This window comes from Kineothrix sp. IPX-CK, from assembly GCF_039134705.1.
GTDB lineage: Bacteria > Bacillota > Clostridia > Lachnospirales > Lachnospiraceae > Kineothrix > Kineothrix sedimenti.
On sequence record NZ_CP146256.1, the window covers coordinates 3,396,202 to 3,413,571 of the forward strand.

Here is a 17,370-nt window from a genome sequence, read left to right on the forward strand (position 1 = left end):
CCTTTTCGGTCACTTTGTGAAAACTGAAAAAACCTCTCAAAGTGCCTAAAATCAAGGATTCTTAGATATTTTTCCGATGTAGTAGTATCACACTCTCCACATGATTCGTAAACGGAAACATATCCACCGCCACTCCCTTCACCCCTCGATACCCCTTCTTCACCAGATACTCCAGATCCCTCGCCAGTGTTTCGGGGTTGCAGGAAACATACACTACCTTTTTAGGCTTCAGCGCCACCAGTGAATTCAAGAATACCTCGTCGCTGCCTGCGCGGGGAGGGTCCATGAATACGGTGTCTATTTTCGTTCCCTGCTCGGCAAGCTGCACCATGAATTCACCGGCATCCTTCTGATAGAATTGTATGTTGGATATTTGGTTCTGTTTGGCGTTTATTACGGCGTCCTTCACGGCATCCTTATTTAATTCCACACCGATTACCTGTTTGGCCTTGTCGGCTGCCATTATGCCGATAGTACCGATGCCGCAGTACGCATCGAGTATCGTTTCTTTTCCGGTGAGTCCGGCATATTCTATAGCCTTGCCATAGAGCTTCTGCGTCTGCACGGAATTGATCTGATAGAAGGATTTGGGCGAAATCTTGAAGGATTTGCCGTTCAAACTGTCCTCAATATAACCCTTTCCATATATCACCTGCTCCTTATCCCCCAGAACCATGCTTGTCTTCCTGTCGTTCACATTTATAACGATCGTGGTAATATCCGAATGAAGCTTGAGCAGCGCTTTCACAAAATTGTTCTTGGAAGGCATGATGGGCGAAGCGAGCACAAGCACTACCATAATCTGCCCGCTGGTATATCCCACGCGCACCATCACATGGCGGAGGAGCCCGTAGCCCGTGTCTTCATCATAAGTCTTAATTTTAAAGGAAGGAAGAAGTTCTCTGATCGAACCGATAATTTCATCGGCCTTTTTATTTTCCAGCAGACATTCCTCAACAGGAATGATATAATGCGTTCCCTCCTTGTATACCCCTGACAGCGGTTTGCCTTTTCTGTCATGGGTAAAAGCCGCATTCACCTTATTTCTATAATGCTCCGGCTCGTCCATACCTATAATACCTTCCAGCTTTACGAAAGGTTTTAAAAGCTTTTCCGTTTCCTTATGCTTCCTTATGAGCTGTTCGGGATACGGCACATCTATCATCTGGCAGCCGCCGCATTCTCTGGACACTTTGCATTGGCCGTCCTTGTTTTTTGCCTTGAACTTTCCACCCTTTTCAGGTTCTCCTTTTGGTCCTCGTGCTCTCCAGTCCCCATTTACATTTTCATTTCTACGCTTATCTCTGTCTCCATCAACGTTTCTATTCCCTCTTCCACTTACCTTCCCCTCATTTCTCTGCAGGCTCTCTCCACTGCTTCTCCCTCGTGCTTTCCACTCCCCATTTACATTTTCATTTCTATGCTTATCTTTATCTCTGTCAACGCTTCCATTTCCTTTTCCACTTACTTTCCCTTCACTTCTCCGTGAACCCTCACCATTACCTCTTTCTCGTGTTTCCCTCTTCCCGCGTTCTTCTCCCCACCTATCTTTATCCTTATCTCCGCCCCTCTCTCCTTTTCCGCTCGCGTTCGTATTCCTGTTTCCGCTTTTTGCTCTCGCACCATCTCCCTCAGTGCCTTTCCTGCCGGGGCCTTTATTTATCTTCCCGTTTCCCCTGGCTTCATTCCTCTTCTTTCCTATATCCATAGCGACTCGTCTCCCATTTTCTTATTTCCTGCTGCCATTAATCGATCACCCGCAGTATTTCTCTCATTCCATACGCCACGCCATCCTCGTCATGACGCTTTGTCACATAGTCCGCCGCCTCTTTGCATCCCTGCGAAGCGTTCTCCATGGCAATTCCATGTCCCACATGAAGAAGCATGTCAATATCATTATCTCCATCGCCGAAGGCCGCAACCTCCTCGCGCCTTAATCCTAACAAATCCATAAAATACGTGACTCCGGAATGCTTTCCCGCATTCTGGTGAGAGATTTCGATGAGCTGGCGAATCGAAGAAGTTATGTAAACTTTATTTGTTCGTCTCTGCACCCTTCCCCATATATCTCTTTTTTTAACTTCATCGTTAATTATGATATCTATGCTGTCCAGTACCGCCTGCTTTTCCATGATGAAGGAAACAATATCCTCCTTCAGACACCTGGTCGTCCTCACGTATTCCACCGCTTCCGGAGAAGCGCCGAAGGCTTCCGGATTCTCAATATATTCCTTACTGGCATACGCCGTTCCATCTATAAAAGCTTCATACGACACAGCATCTCTTTCCGTCTCCTTCATAATAGCGAGTACATCCTCTTTCTCCAGTAAATATTTATGCAGACATTTTGCCGAAGGCACATGATACATTGCCGCGCCGTTCCCGGTTACTGCATATTCTATTCCCGGGAAGTTTCTGATTTCTTCCGGCAGCGTATGAAATGAACGCCCGCTCGCCACAACAATATGTATCCCTCTTTCAATAGCCTGCTCAAGCGCTGCCCTGTTTCCCTCGGACAGCCTCCCCCGCGCATCCAAAGTCGTCCTGTCCAAATCCAACGCAATGCACTTAATATCCATCTTCTATTCTCCTGCTTATTACATCGATTCCTTTTCTTTAGTAATTTTCTTCCTGCTATCCTCATTCAACTGCGCCTTCAAGGCTGTAAGATAAGGAGAAAATTCCACTTCTTTCTCTCCATATTTAAGCTGCAGCTCATACTCCAGCGGCAGCCACGTGCTGATATCCGCCTCATTATGCTGCAGCACCGCTTCCATCTTATCCAACCCCTTGCACAGCTTTGCCTCCGGCGTCTTCATCTCCTTCATCTCCCGGAACAAAGCGCTCATTTCCTCTCTCTGCTTATCCGGCAGTTCACTAAGCAGGCCGGCAATCGCTTCTTCCTCTGTGTCTTCATCTGTCCTTGTCTTTTCAAAGGCAGGAATATCCCCGGTCACAGCCTCGCCGAAATCGTGCAGAAGGCACATCACGATCACCTTATTCATATCCGTTTTCGGAAAGGAATCCTTTACCAGATATGCCATGACCGCCAGCATGAAGCTGTGCTCCGCCACGCTTTCCTTTCTTCCGCTGGTGGTCCACGAATGCCTCGTATTGCATTTCAGTTTTTCCAGCAGCCCTATAAAATGTATCAGTTCCTTAATTTCCATCTGTCCATTTCTCCATAAAATTTATTACCGTACTGCGGTAAACCTCAGGCTCCACCAGATTACTGGTTCCGTGAGCCGCCTGATCCACGATCAATATTTCCTTCGGGGCGGCGCAGGCCTCGTAATTTTTATAGGTCATTTCGGTGGGCACGAAAGTGTCGCTTCCGCCATGTATGAACAGCACCGGAATCTTATTCCTCTTCATGCACGAAATGGTGCTGCATTCCTTGAAACGAAATCCCGCTCTGTTTCTGCATACGTAATCCGCCGCATATAAGAACGGAAATCTCGGAAGATGATAATCCATCTTCATCACATGAGAAAAAGTATCCCACGGCGAAGTAAACGCACAGTCCGCTATGATTCCCTTTACCTGAGTCGGCAGTTCCAGATCTGCCGCCATGAGCACCGTAGCTCCTCCCATGGAGATCCCTGACAAAAAGACGCTGCACTTTCCCTCAAAACGGCTAACGGCATATTCCGCCCATTGTTTCAGATCATACCGCTCCTTCACGCCGTAGCAGATATAGGTTCCCTCGCTTTTCCCGTGGCTTCTTTGATGAGGCACGAGAAGATGATAACCCATACTGTGATAGAACTCCGCCAGACCGCTGAAATCCCCGAAGCCATCGTTGCGGTACCCGTGCATCAGAATCATCACCCTGTCGGAATCGCCTTCCGCCGGAAGATAATATGCCGCGAGTTTTAATCCGTCATAGCTTGTGACCGTGATTCTCTCCTTGTTCTGCGAAAGGAACCATGCTTTTCCTGCTTCTATCTCCTGCCGAAAGCACGCGAAGCCCTTGCCGGATTCTGCCTGCTCCTCCGGCCTGTTATTTTTGATGGCGTCGATTTTAGCTCCGATGCCGTCCATTAGATATCTTACTGCAGGATGTTTAAAAAATGAGATTTCGTTATCCCGCACGATAGCGATTTTAAATAATATCCGGGCCACCACATAAACCGGCAGTATAAGAAACGCCGACGCTGTGCAGAGAAATCGCAGTCCCTTTGTCCACAATCCATTTTCTTTCCCTCTTCTCAAGTCCATACTCACCCTTTCCGCAAAAGCCTACCCAAATTATTCCACAATTTTATTTATATCAGCTCTACTTCATAACATTCCACAATTCCTTCAGCTGCCCATACTGTCCGTTCATCCAGTCTATCGCTTCCTCCAGGCCCGGCTGGCTGAACTCAAACTCCATATGCTGTTTCTTGCTTTCCGGTGTCTTGGCATATCCCAAAGGCTCCGGCCAGATGATGGTCTCAAGCTTAGTCTCTTCTCCCGAAGCTTTCTTTCTCAGCATAAAGCGCATTCCATCCATGCTGCCGATGTATTCCTCTTTTTTTACATAATTTAAAACCTGAAATTTGTCCTTATCAATCACCTTGCTCACCACTTTCCGTATCTGCTGCACGAACCCTTACATAATAAATTATAACCGAGCGGCTGATAAAAAACAACACACTCATCTCAGGTTCCCTTCCCTGAAATGAGTGTCCGTCTATACCACGCAGTCCGCTAACGCGTCCGCACAGTCATTTATTTTTTCTTACAGTCGAAATGTTCCGATACTTTCCTTCAGTTCATCCGCAATCTTTTCCAAGTCCCCCGCGCTGGACGCGATGTTCTCCACGATTGAACTCACCTCCATAACAGAAGCGGAGGTTTCTTCCGTAGACGCTGCATTTTCCTGTGCTATGGCGGTAAGGTTCTGTACACCGTCGATCACCTTGACTCTCGCCTCATCCAGCTTCTTCGTCTGGTCGGCAATCGCCTTAATGCTGAACATCGATTGACTGATACCCTCTTTTACTTCGTCGAAGTTATCGTCTGTGCGGGTTACTTTTAGATTCTGCTCCTTCATGATTTCCTGAATCTCGTTCATCGTCGTCACCGCTTCCTGAGAGTCGTGGATCAGATCATTAATGATGATCTCAATCTGCCTTGCCGACTCGTTGGACTGCTCGGCGAGCTTCTGGATCTGAGCCGCAACCACCGCGAATCCCCTGCCATGCTCTCCGGCTCTCGCCGCTTCTATCGTTGCGTTCAAGGATAATAAATTCGTTTCTTCCGCAATAGACGTGATCAGGTTGGTCGCTTCCTTAATCTTCATTGCCGACTCATTGGTCGTATTCGTCTGCTCATAGATAATGCCAATAGCTTCCGTAACCTTGCGGTTAATATCATTGAGTTCCTGAAGAGTCTCTGTCGCCGCATCTCCCGACGCTTTTATCTGAGTGGAATTATCCGCGAGGCTGCTCACCTCTCTGTTGGTTTCTTCCACCATGTTGCCCATCAGCACTATGTTTTCCGTAGCTTCCTGTGTCTCCTCCGCTTGAGAACCGGCACCTGCTGCAATATCCGAAGTCGCCTTCTCCACCTGAGCCATCATCTCCGATGCGCTTCCCGTCTTCTTGCTCAGCATCTCGGCCTCGTGATGTACCTGCCCGCTCTTATCGGCTATCTGCCCGATCAGACGTACCAGTTCTTCTCTCAGCTTCACCACCGCGGTAAGCATTTCTCCCACCTCGTCCTTACGCTTCATCGCTTTCGTCTCGATGCTCACGGTCAGGTTGCCGTTTGCCACCTCTTCAATGGCTCCGACTCCGGCTCTCACGCCTTTTATAATTCCGTTGGAAATTACCCATGCCAAAGCAACGAAAAGGACGACCGAAATCAATATGATGGCCAATAAGCTATTGAGGATATTATCGATAGAAGCTTCCGCTTTTTCCTGGCTTATACCGGTGAACACCATTCCCACCGGCGTATTGGAATCGCTGTTGTATATAGGAAGATAATATGCAAAAAATTCTTCCCCCGCCACATTCACTCTCTGGGCAAAATATTCATTGCCACCCTTTAATACGGTCTCGATTACCTCATCCGATGCCTTGGTTCCTATGACACGTTCTCCCTTGTCATCCTTTACCGAGGTCATGTATCTCGTATCTCCGAAAAAAACGGTCACTTCCATTCCGGTATTTTCCTTGATATCGTCCACGACTTCGGTACTCTGGGATATGTTCAGGCTGTCGCCTTTCCACATATCACCATTCTCATCTAAACGAAAATCCCCCTCTCTTCCTGCGCCGATGGTATCTCTTACCGCTATTGTCGTCGATATGAGCCCTTTTTTTATTGTATCCGTCATAATAGCAGTTATCCTCTGAGCTCCTATCGTATAGGTGATCGCTCCTAATGCCAAAAGAGGTACGCTGACCAACAATAAAATCTGCGTTCTGAGTTTCATTTGTTTTCCTCCGTTTTATCTTACGTATATGCTCGATTTCATTTTATCCTGTGTACATTCCATTTATGTCTTATTCCACATTAGCGGAGCCGAAAAGTTTGTTCTTTAACACGTCGTATAATTCCACATTAGTCAGATTCTGATACGGACATACGTAAAATACCAGCAATAAGCCGCAGGTCAGCGCACCCAGAATCCTCCATCCGATAAACGACAGATCCAGCACAAATGTGTTCCATTTCTCGCCGTTCATCATATCCCTGCTGAGCCGGAACACTTCCTGACTGTCCATTTCCGGATGCTCCGCCAGGATATAAGGAATCATACGATATTCATAGAACTTGATAATTCCGGGAACTATCAGAAGAAGGAACCACAGGAAATTGAACAATCCCCGCAAAAATTGTATTTTTACTACATTCATATACGAATTCTTGAAACTAAAGCCAAGCTCGTTCAACTCCGCCGGTTCCACTCTGCTAATAATGAAAAACCGTCTTATATTTACCTCCAGAGGACCGAAAAGGAATATATCTATCGCGATCCCAACCACGAATAAAACAAAGAGAACCGCCATAATCGTAGTGATAATGAAAGCCAAATACGGCATTCCTCCATTTTCCCTTATCGTGTCGCTTATCTCTCTGTTACTTCCCGAGTTACCGAATAGCTCGCCCGTTATTACAGCCAATATGAGGCTGACCAGCACCGCTTTCCAATAACACTGCTTTAAAACCCATTTTGCCCTGCTCTTTAATTCACTTCTTGACCACATATTTCCCCATCCCTTTCGCTATGTATTTCGAATAAGAAATCAATTCATATCGATATATATCATACGCTGTTTAGAAAAACTATGCAATGTAATTTTGTCAGTTTTATTGCCTTTGGTGAAGCTTTTTTTAATAACGCCACGAAATATAACACAAAAAAATAAAAGCCTGGAAAATCCAGGCTTTTACATCGGAGTGACAAGACTTGAACTTGCGGCCTCTACTTCCCTAAAGTAGCGCTCTACCACCTGAGCCACACCCCGAGACGCAATCATTATTATATATGCTGTGCGTCATAAAATCAACTATAATTTTTACAAATTACTATTTTTTTTGGATTCCGTCTTTTTAACCTCCGGTTTTTTAACAATTTCCGACTTCTGCATACTTTTCTGGTCGTTCCTCTTATTAACGTCCTCGCGCAGCAGCGAATACACCGTAGAAACGATGGGAATAAAGATAAGCATGCCCGCTACTCCCATCAGACTGCCGCCCAGGGTAACCGCCATAAGTACCCATATCGAGGGAAGCCCCACCGAATTCCCCACCACATGAGGATATATCAGATTTCCTTCTACCTGCTGTAAGACGATGAATAGAACGAGGAACCAGACTGCTTTTATCGGATCATCCACCATGATGAGAAATGCCCCTACGAAGCACCCGATAAAGGCTCCCACAATCGGGATCAACGCCGTAAATGCTATAAGCACGCCCACCAGCACCGCATATGGAAAGCCGAAAAGCACCATACATACCACGAACATGGAGCCGAGAATGATCGCCTCAGTACACTGTCCGGTAATAAAGCTGCTGAAAGTCCTTCCCGCCAAAGAAAAGATTTTCATCGTTTTCTTATATATTTTCTCATTGAAATAAGCCTGCAATATACGCTGTATCTGGTCTCCCAGCTTTTCTTTCTGGGCAAGGATATAAAAGGAGAAAATAAGGGACACGAAGAGGTTCACCACTCCCCCGATAATATTGGAGGCTACCGTCACTGTAGATGCCAGCATACTTCCGAATCCGTTTTTCAGAAAGTCTATGATTCCGCTCATGATAGAATCCCAATTGAGCTGCTCGGGCTCAAGCTGCGTAAGCATAGAAAGAAGCTGCGGCTGGGCGGCAAAAAGGTTCTCTAACTGCGCCTGCACCTCTACGAGGAACTGGGGGATCTTATTTCCCAAATCGATCAGGGTCTTCGTCACCTGCGGCACTACAATCAAGCCTACCAGAACCAGGGATAGAATCACCAGGGTAAAGGACAGCACAATACTGACAGGCCGCTTCATTTTTTCAATTCTCGCGTTCCAGCTTTTGCTGAACAGTTTTTTCTCTATCGCCCTCATCGGAATATTCAGCACAAAGGCGATCGCGCCGCCATATAGAAAAGGCTTTATAATACCGATGACAAAGAATATTCCCTGTAACACAACTTCGATCCTCCATACGGCAAGACAAATAAATGCCGCGAAAATAATCAGGCCTCTTAGACTTTTCACATTCTTTCTGTTTAGATCCATAATCTTCTCCTATTTTGTTCTTTCGTTTTTATCGGGCGATTTTACTTCTGCTTTAATATCGCTAACACGTAATTCCACATTCTCTCCGTAGAGGAAATGCTCAGGCGTTCCTCCGTAGTATGAATGTCCTTCATATCCGGTCCTATGGATATGCATTCCAGCCCCGGAATCTTCGCGGACAGCAGCCCGCATTCCAGGCCCGCATGGATGGCGCGCACCTCCGGTCCCGTCTTGAACATCTCCCGGTATACCTGTGCCGCCATATCGCGAAACGGCGAATGCACCTGATATGTCCAGCCGGGATAATCCCCCTGGACCCCCTGCGCTCCGCCTGCCGTCTCCACCAGCCGTTTCAGCCTCTTGATCAATACCCACTTAGCGCTTTCCAAAGAGCTTCTTACGGAAAAATGCGCTTCAAACGCGTTCTCCTTAAGCTCCATAACACCCATATTCAGCGAAGTTTCCACCAAGCCCTGGATATCCGCACTCATAGCCTGCACTCCATTAGGCGCGGTAAAAAGCAGATAAGAAACTTTCTTTACAGACTCCTCCGTCAGACAACGGATACTTCCCTTTACCAAATCCCCCGCTTCGATAAAGACTCCGGGATCCTTCGTCTGAAGCTCCTGCTTTAGCTCCGCCTCCACTCTCTTTATAGCAGCCATCAGCTCAGTTTCCTTACCGCTGTCCACTATCACGGCCGCTGAAGCCTCTCTGGGAATCGCATTGTCGGCAAGGCCGCCTGCTAACTGTGCGATGGAGAATCCTTGCATATCCTGAAGCTCCTCCATGAGCCGGCCAAGCAGACAGTTGGCATTTCCTCTCTCCTTGTCTATTTCCGCTCCCGAATGGCCTCCTGACAAGCCTTTTATGCTGACCTCACATATGCTGCCGCTTCTCATCTCCCATGTGACGGGTACACTCCAATCCACCCGCGCGCCTCCGGCGCAGCCCGCCCATAGAATTCCTTCCTCCTCCGAGTCGAGATTCAGCATCCGTTTTCCTTCCAGCATGGATACGTCGATGCCTCTTGCTCCGTCCATGCCTACCTCTTCGTCCACCGTAATAATGATCTCCAGCTTCGGATGCTGCAGCGTTTCATCGTCCAGAATAGCCAGAGCATAGGCCACCGCGATTCCGTCGTCGCCGCCCAGACTGGTGTTTTCCGCATAGACATAATCTCCGTCCACCTTAAGTTCCAGTCCCTGCTTCTCCATGTCGATAGAAGCTCCCGGCTTCTTCACTGCCACCATATCCATGTGGCCCTGCAGGATAATCGGGGCTTCCTTCTCATAGCCGGGCGCCGCCTCCTTTATTATAATTACGTTTTTCAGCTCGTCCTGTATACATACTAATTTCCGCTCTTTTGCAAAAGCCGCCAGATAGTCGCTCAATCTGTCTATATTTCCCGATCCATGGGGAATACGGCATATCTGTTCAAAATAATAAAATACTTTTTGGGGCTCTAAATCCTTCAATATATCCATCGTTTTATCCTCATTCTTAATGTTAATTTCAGTAACAGGACTTTAATAATCAATCCGTTACCTTTATAGTATACACTGAATATATCCTGTTGATAAACAGAAATTGCATAAATTTTACAAATTATTGGTTAAAAAAATCCCCGAGGACAAACACTATCCTCAGGGCTTAAGTTTCTGATCTCGATTGCATTATGTGGTACAATTGCCGTTTTATTAAGCAATTAGAATTATCGCGCATTAAAATAATTATGCGATCTTGCTTTTTGCAAGTTCAGCGAGAGCTGCAAAGCCTTCTGCATCGTTAACTGCCAACTCTGCCAGCATCTTTCTGTTCATATCTACTTCAGCGAGCTTTAAACCATACATAAATTTGCTGTATGATAAGCCGTTCATTCTGGCTGCCGCATTGATACGAGCGATCCAAAGCTGTCTGAACTGACGCTTTCTTTCTTTTCTTCCTGCATAAGCGCTTGTCAAAGCTCTCATAACGGACTGCTTAGCTACTCTATACTGTTTTGATCTTGCTCCTCTATAACCTTTTGCAAGCTTTAATACTCTATTGTGTCTTTTCTTGGCATTCATGCCGCCTTTAATTCTTGCCATGTCTCATTGTCCTCCTTACGACTTATAAAAATATTGGTATTACAAATAAGGTAAAATCTTCTTCATATTCTTAACATTGGTTGCATCTGTAATAGCCGAATGTCTGAGATTTCTCTTTCTCTTCGCGGACTTCTTCGTCAAGATATGGCGTTTGTAAGCCTTGTTTCTCTTTAATTTACCTGTTCCTGTTAATTTAAAACGTTTAGCAGCCGATCTGCTTGTCTTCATTTTTGGCATATTCAATTCCTCCTATACTTCATCAATTTTATATATTTTAACTGCACGAACTAACGCTTTTCAGTTAAAAACATCGTCATACTTCTGCCTTCTACCTTCGGAGCCTTTTCTACAACCGCAATATCTGATAACGTCTGAGCAAAGTCTTCCAAAATATGCCTGCTGCTCGCCATATGAGCCATCTCGCGTCCGCGGAAACGAAGGGTTATCTTTACCTTATCACCTTTAGCTATGAACTTCCTTGCTGCGCTTATCTTTGTGTTCAAATCATTGGTATCAATGTTCGGAGACAAACGAATTTCTTTTACTTCGATTACCTTCTGTTTCTTTTTTGCTTCTTTTTCTTTTCTGGCTTGTTCATACCTGAACTTTCCATAATCAACAATCTTACAAACAGGCGGCTTTGCAGTAGGTGCAATCTTTACCAAATCGAGTTCCGCATCCTCAGCCAGTTTCATAGCATCCTTTGCGGACATAACTCCTAGCTGTTCCCCGTTTTCGCCAATAACACGTACTTCCTTGTCTCTAATCTGTTCGTTAATCAATAAATCGCTAATGGTTTTGCCCTCCTCGTAATAATAAGCATATAAGCATAACATTGAACAACACGCTTCGCGGATTGCTCATAAATTAAAAAAAGTGGATAGCATAACTATCCACCAAATATACATCCTCAAAGCCCGCATTATACAAAATATCGCATAATCGGGGAATTCCGGAATATAAACGCCTATGAGCCTGAACGCTATAGGGTGAGAGTGGATACTCTGCTTGATTTTATCCGTGTACTTCACACGCTTAAACAGTATAACATCGGCCCTTCCATATGTCAAGCGCTAAATTTTATTTGTTTCATCAAAAATTAACCGGATCGTCCGAGCACTCTGCTCGAAATCCTCCATCCGCTCATCGTCCGTCGACTGTGAATACGTAATAGTATATGTTCTATCTGCAGCAATGATATAAATAAGCTGCTCCATCGTCATATCCTCCAAGGTACAGGTAAGCTCGATCTTATATGCCGGACATCCGTCCACCGTAAGCTTCTGCATTTGGTAAGAGCCGATCGCTGCCTCTGCACCGTAAGCTTCCTTGAAGCTCTTTTCCGCTTCCGTCTCGTAAGCACCGGAATCCAAAGCCTCGCTCAAGACCTCAGCATCTGCCGCTTCTGAAACGGAATAATAAATATTGGAGGAGTCTACCGGTCTTCTTTCCGAAACATACATTCCTTCTACGCTGTCGCTTGCAACATACCCTTCGGGAAGGAGAAGCGTGCAGCCCTCCTCATTGTACACTTCTTTTTTATATACCTTTAAAGCTCCCGTATCCGCATCATCCTTCAGCGTCGCCTGCCCGGCCTCTTCCGTACCCGATATTGATATTCTTTCCTCCGCCGCAAAAACCGTTTTTACTGCAAAGGTTCCGCAAACTGCCAATATCGTCAATGTTCCTGCCGCTGCTAAAGCCGCTACTTTCTTATTTTTCATGCTAACCCCTGTAATCCCCGCAAAATCATTTTATACTTTCCTATTATAGAGAAAATATTTCTTATATACAAGTGAAAAAATAAGAAATGTAATAAAATTCACAATTTCGTAACAATCACGGCAAAAAAATCTCCGCGAAGCTTTCTTCTCTGCGGAGATTTTTACCATACTCTATCTTTCCTTAAAAGTAGCGCAGGCTGTTTCCCTGCAATCGGACGCGCCGCTGCCCTTAATATCCACATGCTGGGCAAAGCACTTATAATTGCTGTTATACACACATTTGGATGCCTCGCAGTCTATGCTTATTGTCTTGCATGGATGCTCCAAGGCACTGGTATAGGAATCTCCTCTTTTCTCTGAAAAGCTTTCACAGCAAGTATCATCTTCGTGATGCGCATGTTTTCCGCCCACCATAATGTCACCCTTGCAGCAACATTCACTTTTGTTATAAACGCAGCTGTCCACTATACAATCTAACTGAGCCATCTTCTAACCTCCTATCAGACAAAAATATTACCATGGTTAGTATGGCTTTCTTTTCCGAAAAATATACGGTTATTTATGGTATCTTTAATCAAACAAATTTTACAAAAATATAAGATAGAATTGACACACATTTTAAGCTATATCTTCGAATTTGTAATACAATTATATCAGAAATATAATTATTAATATCAAAGGAGGAAGGTATATGTATTTTTTTACGCATCTATTTATATCTAAGGTTTTATACCAGCATTTTGCCGGTGCAGTAGAATTAAATAAGAGAGCATTCGCATACGGTAACATCAAACCGGATCTGCCCTCTAAGCAGCATAATCATCATACTCTGGAGAATTATCTTTTTACTGTTTGTGCCATGACCAATCAGCTGATGTACGATGAAATGCCTGAAGACGATTTTTCAGTTCAGCTGGGGGAGGTTTGCCACTATGTCAGTGATTTCTTTTGCTATTACCATGTGAACGAAGATATTCATAATAGAAAATTACGACATTTCTTTTATGAGCTCAGCCTCCATCACAAACTGTTACATATGAATTCGAAACAGAAGTTCAAGGTGTTTCCCAGCAGGATGAAGCCAAGAAAGGATATCAGTTCTATTATATTGGAAATGCGGAAGAATTACTTCTCACAGCCTAAAGATATGAAAAGGGATATTGAGTATGCTTTTTCAACCGCCGTGTGGATCTGTGAATCGATCATCTATTTCTTAAAGTATTCCTCTGATCTTATGGAGGAATCAGCAGCAGAGTTCTATTCCCTGCCGGCAAAGAAAGGAGGAAGTTTATGAAAGTCGCTTTATTTGCAGATACCTATCTGCCGCAAATCAATGGGGTTACAAATACCCTGAACAAACTTACTCAATACTATAAGGACAATGATATCGATTATAAAGTCTTTGTACCGGAATACGATATCAAGTCAGAGGATTACAACATTGAACGCTTCTACAGCATCAAATTCGTATTATATCCTGAAAATAGAATTGCATTCCCGAATACATTTCGTATTTCTTCAACATTATCTGATTTTCAGCCGGATATCATCCATATCATGACAGAATTCAATATGGGAATGGCAGGACTCAATTATGGTAAGAAGCACGGCATTCCCACGGTATCAAATTATACCACGAACTTTTCGCAATACTCGGATTACTATGGGTTTAATTTCATGAAGCAGCCTATCTGGAATTACATGAAATGGTTTCATACACAAAATGATGTCACCCTATGTCCCTCCCGCTCTGCACAAAAGCTTCTTCACAGCCAGGGTATCCATAATACGCGTATTTTTTCCAGAGGCATCGATTTTAAAAGCTTTCACCCAATGTTTCGAAATAACAAACTGCGGGAACAGCTTGGGATCTCAGATAAGATCGCCTTTCTTTATGTAGGCAGGATCTCCCATGAAAAAGATCTGGATATCTTAAGTACGAGTTATGAATCAATTCACCGGAAATATAATGATCGTGTTGCAATGATAGTTACAGGGGATGGTCCCTTGCTGGAAAAATGCAGGCAGATGTTTCCCAAAGATACCATATTCACCGGATTTAAAAAGGGAAAGGAACTATCAGAAATATATGCCTCCAGCGATATTTTTGTCTGTCCTTCGTCTACAGAAACCTTCGGTAATGTTATCTTGGAGGCAATGTCTTCGGGGCTTCCGGTAATTGGAGCAGATGCCGGGGGTGTGGGAGAAATCATTCAACATGGAGTGACCGGCGTCAAGTTTGCCAAAAGGGATTCTGCCGAACTCACACAATGCATGGCACAGCTCGTGGAAGATATCGATTTGAGTGACTATCTCAGCACAAATGGCAGAGAATTCGCAGCCGGCAGATCATGGGAGAAAGTATTTAACAGTCTTATCGATATTTATCAGGAAACTTTAGAAAATAGGGCCAAACCCTCACTTCATTTTCATAAAGCTTAAGGTTCAACCCCATTTTATCTGTGCCGAAATCCGCCAATTTCTTTATATTGACAGATTTCGGTCTTTATTATCATTCAGCCGTTTCTTCTTTTCTTATTTCTTTCGTTCTGATTTCTTTGCATATCTGCTCTACGAATTCATCCAGAGACTTCACACCCTCGTCGCCCGCAAAACGGCTTCTTACGGAAACGGTCTTATCCTCTTCTTCTTTCTGTCCGACTACAAGCATATACGGAATCTTTGCCAGTCTCGCCTCACGGATTTTAAAGCCAATTTTCTCAGAGCGTCCGTCCGTAGCGGCAAGAACGCCGTTTTCCTTTAATTTCGCTTCCACTTCTTCCGCATATTTTTCATATTTCTCGGAAATAGGAAGAATGCGTACCTGTTCCGGGCAGAGCCATGTAGGAAACTTTCCTTCATATTTTTCAATCAGCCACGCCAGCGTTCTTTCGTAGCAGCCCAGAGACGTTCTGTGGATGATATAGGGCCTCTTCTTTTCGCCGTCCTTATCCACAAAGGTCATATCGAAGCGTTCCGCAAGGAACATATCGAGCTGGATCGTAATCATCGTATCCTCTTTGCCATATACGTTCTTCGCCTGAATATCCAGCTTCGGACCATAGAATGCTGCCTCTCCTTCTTCCTCCGTATACTCGATACCGATATGATTCAAAATCGAGCGCATCATATCCTGAACCTTATCCCAAAGCTCGGCGTTGCCAAGGTAATGCTCCTGATTGTTCGGATCCCATAAGGACAAGCGGTACGATACGTCGTCCTGAAGTCCGAGGGTAGTCATGCAGTATTTCGCAAGGTCCACACAACCCTTGAATTCCTCTTCCACCTGATCCGGACGCACGATGAGATGCCCCTCGGAAATCGTGAACTGGCGCACACGGGTAAGTCCGTGCATCTCTCCCGAATCTTCATTCCTGAAAAGTGTGGACGTCTCCCCGTAGCGGCAGGGAAGATCTCTATAGGATTTCTGGCTCTGCTTATATACATAGTACTGGAACGGACAGGTCATAGGACGAAGGGCGAATACCTCGGCGTTCTCGTCATTTTCATCTCCCAGCACGAACATGCCCTCTTTGTAGTGATCCCAATGGTCGGAAATTACATACAAATCTTTTTTTGCCATAAGAGGTGTCTTCGTTCTCATATAGCCGCGCTTTTCTTCTTCGTCCTCGATCCAGCGCTGCATCGTCTGAATCATCTTCGCTCCCTTGGGCATCAGCAGCGGAAGTCCCTGGCCGATTACGTCAACCGTAGCAAAAAGCTCCATCTCACGTCCTAATTTATTGTGGTCGCGTTTCTTAATGTTATCCAAATACTCCAAATAATCGGCAAGCTCTTCTTTCTTGTTAAATGCCGTACCATAAATTCTCTGGAGCATCTTGTTGTCGGAATTGCCTCTCCAATAAGCGCCTGAGGAGGAAATCAGCTTAAACGCCTTGATCCCTTTCGTGCTCATAAGATGAGGTCCCGCACACAAATCTACAAAATCTCCCTGACTATAGAAGGAAATCACCGCATCTTCGGGAAGGTCGCGAATCAGCTCCACCTTATATGGTTCGCTCTTCTCTTCCATGAATTTTATCGCCTCTTCACGGGAAAGCGTGAACTTCTCCAGGGCGTTCCCTTCCTTGATGATCTTCTTCATCTCCGCTTCCAGATTGTCGAGATCCTCTCTCGTAAAAGGCTCATGTTCAAAATCATAATAGAAGCCGGTGTCGATGCTCGGCCCGATAGCCAGCTTTGCGTCGGGATATAATCTCTTGACCGCCTCCGCCAGCACATGAGAAGCCGTATGTCTGACTACTCGTATTCCCTCTTTATCGTTTGCAGTCAAAATATTGAGTGCACAATCGTGCTCTACAACAGTACGCAAATCAACAGCCTTGCCATCTATTTCTCCGGCACACGCCGCTCTTCCAAGTCCTTCGCTGATGTCCGCTGCAATATCGATGACTCGCATCGGCGAAACGTATTCCTTACTGCTTCCATCTTTTAACGTTACTTTCATTGATTTCCAACTCCTTTACCCATTATTCTTCACAATCGCAATCATCTTCGCAGTCGCAGAACTCACCATCTCCAAAGCCGTTCACATTGTTGTTCCCGTTATTGCTTCCGATCATTACTCTTTTCTTCGGTGAAATCAGCATACCAATTACCAGGCCGGCTAAAACACACACGGTCAGGGTCAATACGTACTCTCTTTTTTTCATTGTCTTCATTTCTTCCAAAACCTGCTCTAACTCTTTCAACTTTTCCTGCATTTCATTTTCCTCCTTTTCATTTCAGGGTACAAAAAAACCCTTACATCACACTCTATGTGCGATGTAAGGGACGTATAGCTATATTACGCGGTTCCACCCTTTTTGC

Annotated in this window: 18 protein-coding genes and 1 tRNA gene; 2 read left to right on the forward strand and 17 right to left on the reverse strand. The window is 45.0% G+C overall.

Annotated features, from left to right (window positions below; genetic code table 11):
- Positions 1-61: 61 nt before the first annotated feature.
- From rlmD to V6984_RS16345, 15 genes are all read right to left on the reverse strand, one after another.
- Positions 62-1,708 carry a 23S rRNA (uracil(1939)-C(5))-methyltransferase RlmD gene (gene rlmD / locus V6984_RS16275; RefSeq protein ID WP_342756658.1) on the reverse strand — a complete coding sequence of 549 codons (1,647 nt, stop codon included), beginning with the start codon at positions 1,706-1,708 and terminating at the stop codon, positions 62-64.
- 37 nt (positions 1,709-1,745) lie between these two features.
- Entirely contained in the window at positions 1,746-2,579 is an 834-nt protein-coding gene (locus tag V6984_RS16280) for an HAD family hydrolase (protein WP_342756659.1), read from the reverse strand.
- Between the two features lie 18 nt (positions 2,580-2,597).
- Complete coding sequence (locus tag V6984_RS16285) at positions 2,598-3,170, reverse strand: HD domain-containing protein (RefSeq protein WP_342756660.1); 573 nt, start codon at positions 3,168-3,170, stop codon at positions 2,598-2,600.
- Entirely contained in the window at positions 3,160-4,221 is a 1,062-nt protein-coding gene (locus V6984_RS16290; protein ID WP_342756661.1) for an alpha/beta hydrolase, read from the reverse strand. The genes V6984_RS16285 and V6984_RS16290 overlap by 11 nt, the downstream gene beginning before the upstream one ends.
- Positions 4,222-4,279: 58 nt before the next feature.
- Positions 4,280-4,570: a hypothetical protein gene (locus V6984_RS16295; protein ID WP_342756662.1), complete on the reverse strand. Its 291-nt coding sequence runs from the start codon at positions 4,568-4,570 to the stop codon at positions 4,280-4,282.
- Between the two features lie 156 nt (positions 4,571-4,726).
- On the reverse strand, positions 4,727-6,430 hold the full coding sequence (locus V6984_RS16300) for a methyl-accepting chemotaxis protein (RefSeq protein WP_342756663.1): 1,704 nt from the start codon (positions 6,428-6,430) through the stop codon (positions 4,727-4,729).
- Between the two features lie 70 nt (positions 6,431-6,500).
- On the reverse strand, positions 6,501-7,205 hold the full coding sequence (locus V6984_RS16305; protein WP_342756664.1) for a DUF975 family protein: 705 nt from the start codon (positions 7,203-7,205) through the stop codon (positions 6,501-6,503).
- A 188-nt stretch (positions 7,206-7,393) separates the two neighbouring features.
- Positions 7,394-7,466: transfer RNA gene (locus V6984_RS16310), tRNA-Pro, on the reverse strand.
- 51 nt (positions 7,467-7,517) lie between these two features.
- On the reverse strand, positions 7,518-8,726 hold the full coding sequence (locus V6984_RS16315; RefSeq protein WP_342756665.1) for an AI-2E family transporter: 1,209 nt from the start codon (positions 8,724-8,726) through the stop codon (positions 7,518-7,520).
- 41 nt (positions 8,727-8,767) lie between these two features.
- Positions 8,768-10,213 (reverse strand): aminoacyl-histidine dipeptidase, encoded by a 1,446-nt coding sequence (locus tag V6984_RS16320; RefSeq protein ID WP_342756666.1) that lies wholly within the window; start codon positions 10,211-10,213, stop codon positions 8,768-8,770.
- A gap of 246 nt (positions 10,214-10,459) precedes the next feature.
- Positions 10,460-10,816, reverse strand: coding sequence for a 50S ribosomal protein L20 (rplT, locus tag V6984_RS16325; RefSeq protein ID WP_342756667.1), 357 nt, complete (start codon positions 10,814-10,816; stop codon positions 10,460-10,462).
- A gap of 39 nt (positions 10,817-10,855) precedes the next feature.
- Complete coding sequence (gene rpmI / locus V6984_RS16330; RefSeq protein ID WP_031389174.1) at positions 10,856-11,053, reverse strand: 50S ribosomal protein L35; 198 nt, start codon at positions 11,051-11,053, stop codon at positions 10,856-10,858.
- A gap of 50 nt (positions 11,054-11,103) precedes the next feature.
- Positions 11,104-11,598 (reverse strand): translation initiation factor IF-3, encoded by a 495-nt coding sequence (gene infC / locus V6984_RS16335; RefSeq protein ID WP_342760030.1) that lies wholly within the window; start codon positions 11,596-11,598, stop codon positions 11,104-11,106.
- A gap of 291 nt (positions 11,599-11,889) precedes the next feature.
- Positions 11,890-12,540, reverse strand: coding sequence for a hypothetical protein (locus V6984_RS16340; protein WP_342756668.1), 651 nt, complete (start codon positions 12,538-12,540; stop codon positions 11,890-11,892).
- A 171-nt stretch (positions 12,541-12,711) separates the two neighbouring features.
- Entirely contained in the window at positions 12,712-13,026 is a 315-nt protein-coding gene (locus V6984_RS16345) for a DUF1540 domain-containing protein (protein ID WP_342756669.1), read from the reverse strand.
- Positions 13,027-13,231: 205 nt separating this feature from the next.
- Here V6984_RS16345 and V6984_RS16350 point away from each other — a divergent pair, with 205 nt between their 5' ends.
- A complete protein-coding gene (locus V6984_RS16350; protein WP_342756670.1) occupies positions 13,232-13,834 on the forward strand; it encodes a zinc dependent phospholipase C family protein in 603 nt (200 codons plus the stop codon).
- Positions 13,831-14,982: a glycosyltransferase family 1 protein gene (locus V6984_RS16355; protein ID WP_342756671.1), complete on the forward strand. Its 1,152-nt coding sequence runs from the start codon at positions 13,831-13,833 to the stop codon at positions 14,980-14,982. The genes V6984_RS16350 and V6984_RS16355 overlap by 4 nt, the downstream gene beginning before the upstream one ends.
- Before the next feature lie 70 nt (positions 14,983-15,052).
- On the opposite strand, the gene thrS is transcribed toward V6984_RS16355, so the two are convergent.
- Positions 15,053-17,008, reverse strand: coding sequence for a threonine--tRNA ligase (gene thrS / locus V6984_RS16360; RefSeq protein WP_342756672.1), 1,956 nt, complete (start codon positions 17,006-17,008; stop codon positions 15,053-15,055).
- Positions 17,009-17,030: 22 nt separating this feature from the next.
- Positions 17,031-17,264: a hypothetical protein gene (locus V6984_RS16365; protein ID WP_342756673.1), complete on the reverse strand. Its 234-nt coding sequence runs from the start codon at positions 17,262-17,264 to the stop codon at positions 17,031-17,033.
- Between the last annotated feature and the right edge of the window lie 106 nt (positions 17,265-17,370).

Excerpts from the sequence above, each read along its gene's own strand:
- V6984_RS16365 (WP_342756673.1), bottom strand. The coding sequence starts at position 17,264 with ATGCAGGAAAAGTTGAAAGAGTTAGAGCAGGTTTTGGAAGAAATGAAG.
- rlmD (WP_342756658.1), bottom strand. The coding sequence starts at position 1,708 with ATGGATATAGGAAAGAAGAGGAATGAAGCCAGGGGAAACGGGAAGATA.
- thrS (WP_342756672.1), bottom strand. The coding sequence starts at position 17,008 with ATGAAAGTAACGTTAAAAGATGGAAGCAGTAAGGAATACGTTTCGCCG.
- rplT (WP_342756667.1), bottom strand. The coding sequence starts at position 10,816 with ATGGCAAGAATTAAAGGCGGCATGAATGCCAAGAAAAGACACAATAGA.
- V6984_RS16305 (WP_342756664.1), bottom strand. The coding sequence starts at position 7,205 with ATGTGGTCAAGAAGTGAATTAAAGAGCAGGGCAAAATGGGTTTTAAAG.
- V6984_RS16355 (WP_342756671.1), top strand. The coding sequence starts at position 13,831 with ATGAAAGTCGCTTTATTTGCAGATACCTATCTGCCGCAAATCAATGGG.
- V6984_RS16280 (WP_342756659.1), bottom strand. The coding sequence starts at position 2,579 with ATGGATATTAAGTGCATTGCGTTGGATTTGGACAGGACGACTTTGGAT.
- V6984_RS16300 (WP_342756663.1), bottom strand. The coding sequence starts at position 6,430 with ATGAAACTCAGAACGCAGATTTTATTGTTGGTCAGCGTACCTCTTTTG.
- V6984_RS16315 (WP_342756665.1), bottom strand. The coding sequence starts at position 8,726 with ATGGATCTAAACAGAAAGAATGTGAAAAGTCTAAGAGGCCTGATTATT.
- V6984_RS16285 (WP_342756660.1), bottom strand. The coding sequence starts at position 3,170 with ATGGAAATTAAGGAACTGATACATTTTATAGGGCTGCTGGAAAAACTG.
- V6984_RS16350 (WP_342756670.1), top strand. The coding sequence starts at position 13,232 with ATGTATTTTTTTACGCATCTATTTATATCTAAGGTTTTATACCAGCAT.
- V6984_RS16340 (WP_342756668.1), bottom strand. The coding sequence starts at position 12,540 with ATGAAAAATAAGAAAGTAGCGGCTTTAGCAGCGGCAGGAACATTGACG.
- rpmI (WP_031389174.1), bottom strand. The coding sequence starts at position 11,053 with ATGCCAAAAATGAAGACAAGCAGATCGGCTGCTAAACGTTTTAAATTA.
- V6984_RS16345 (WP_342756669.1), bottom strand. The coding sequence starts at position 13,026 with ATGGCTCAGTTAGATTGTATAGTGGACAGCTGCGTTTATAACAAAAGT.
- V6984_RS16320 (WP_342756666.1), bottom strand. The coding sequence starts at position 10,213 with ATGGATATATTGAAGGATTTAGAGCCCCAAAAAGTATTTTATTATTTT.
- V6984_RS16290 (WP_342756661.1), bottom strand. The coding sequence starts at position 4,221 with ATGGACTTGAGAAGAGGGAAAGAAAATGGATTGTGGACAAAGGGACTG.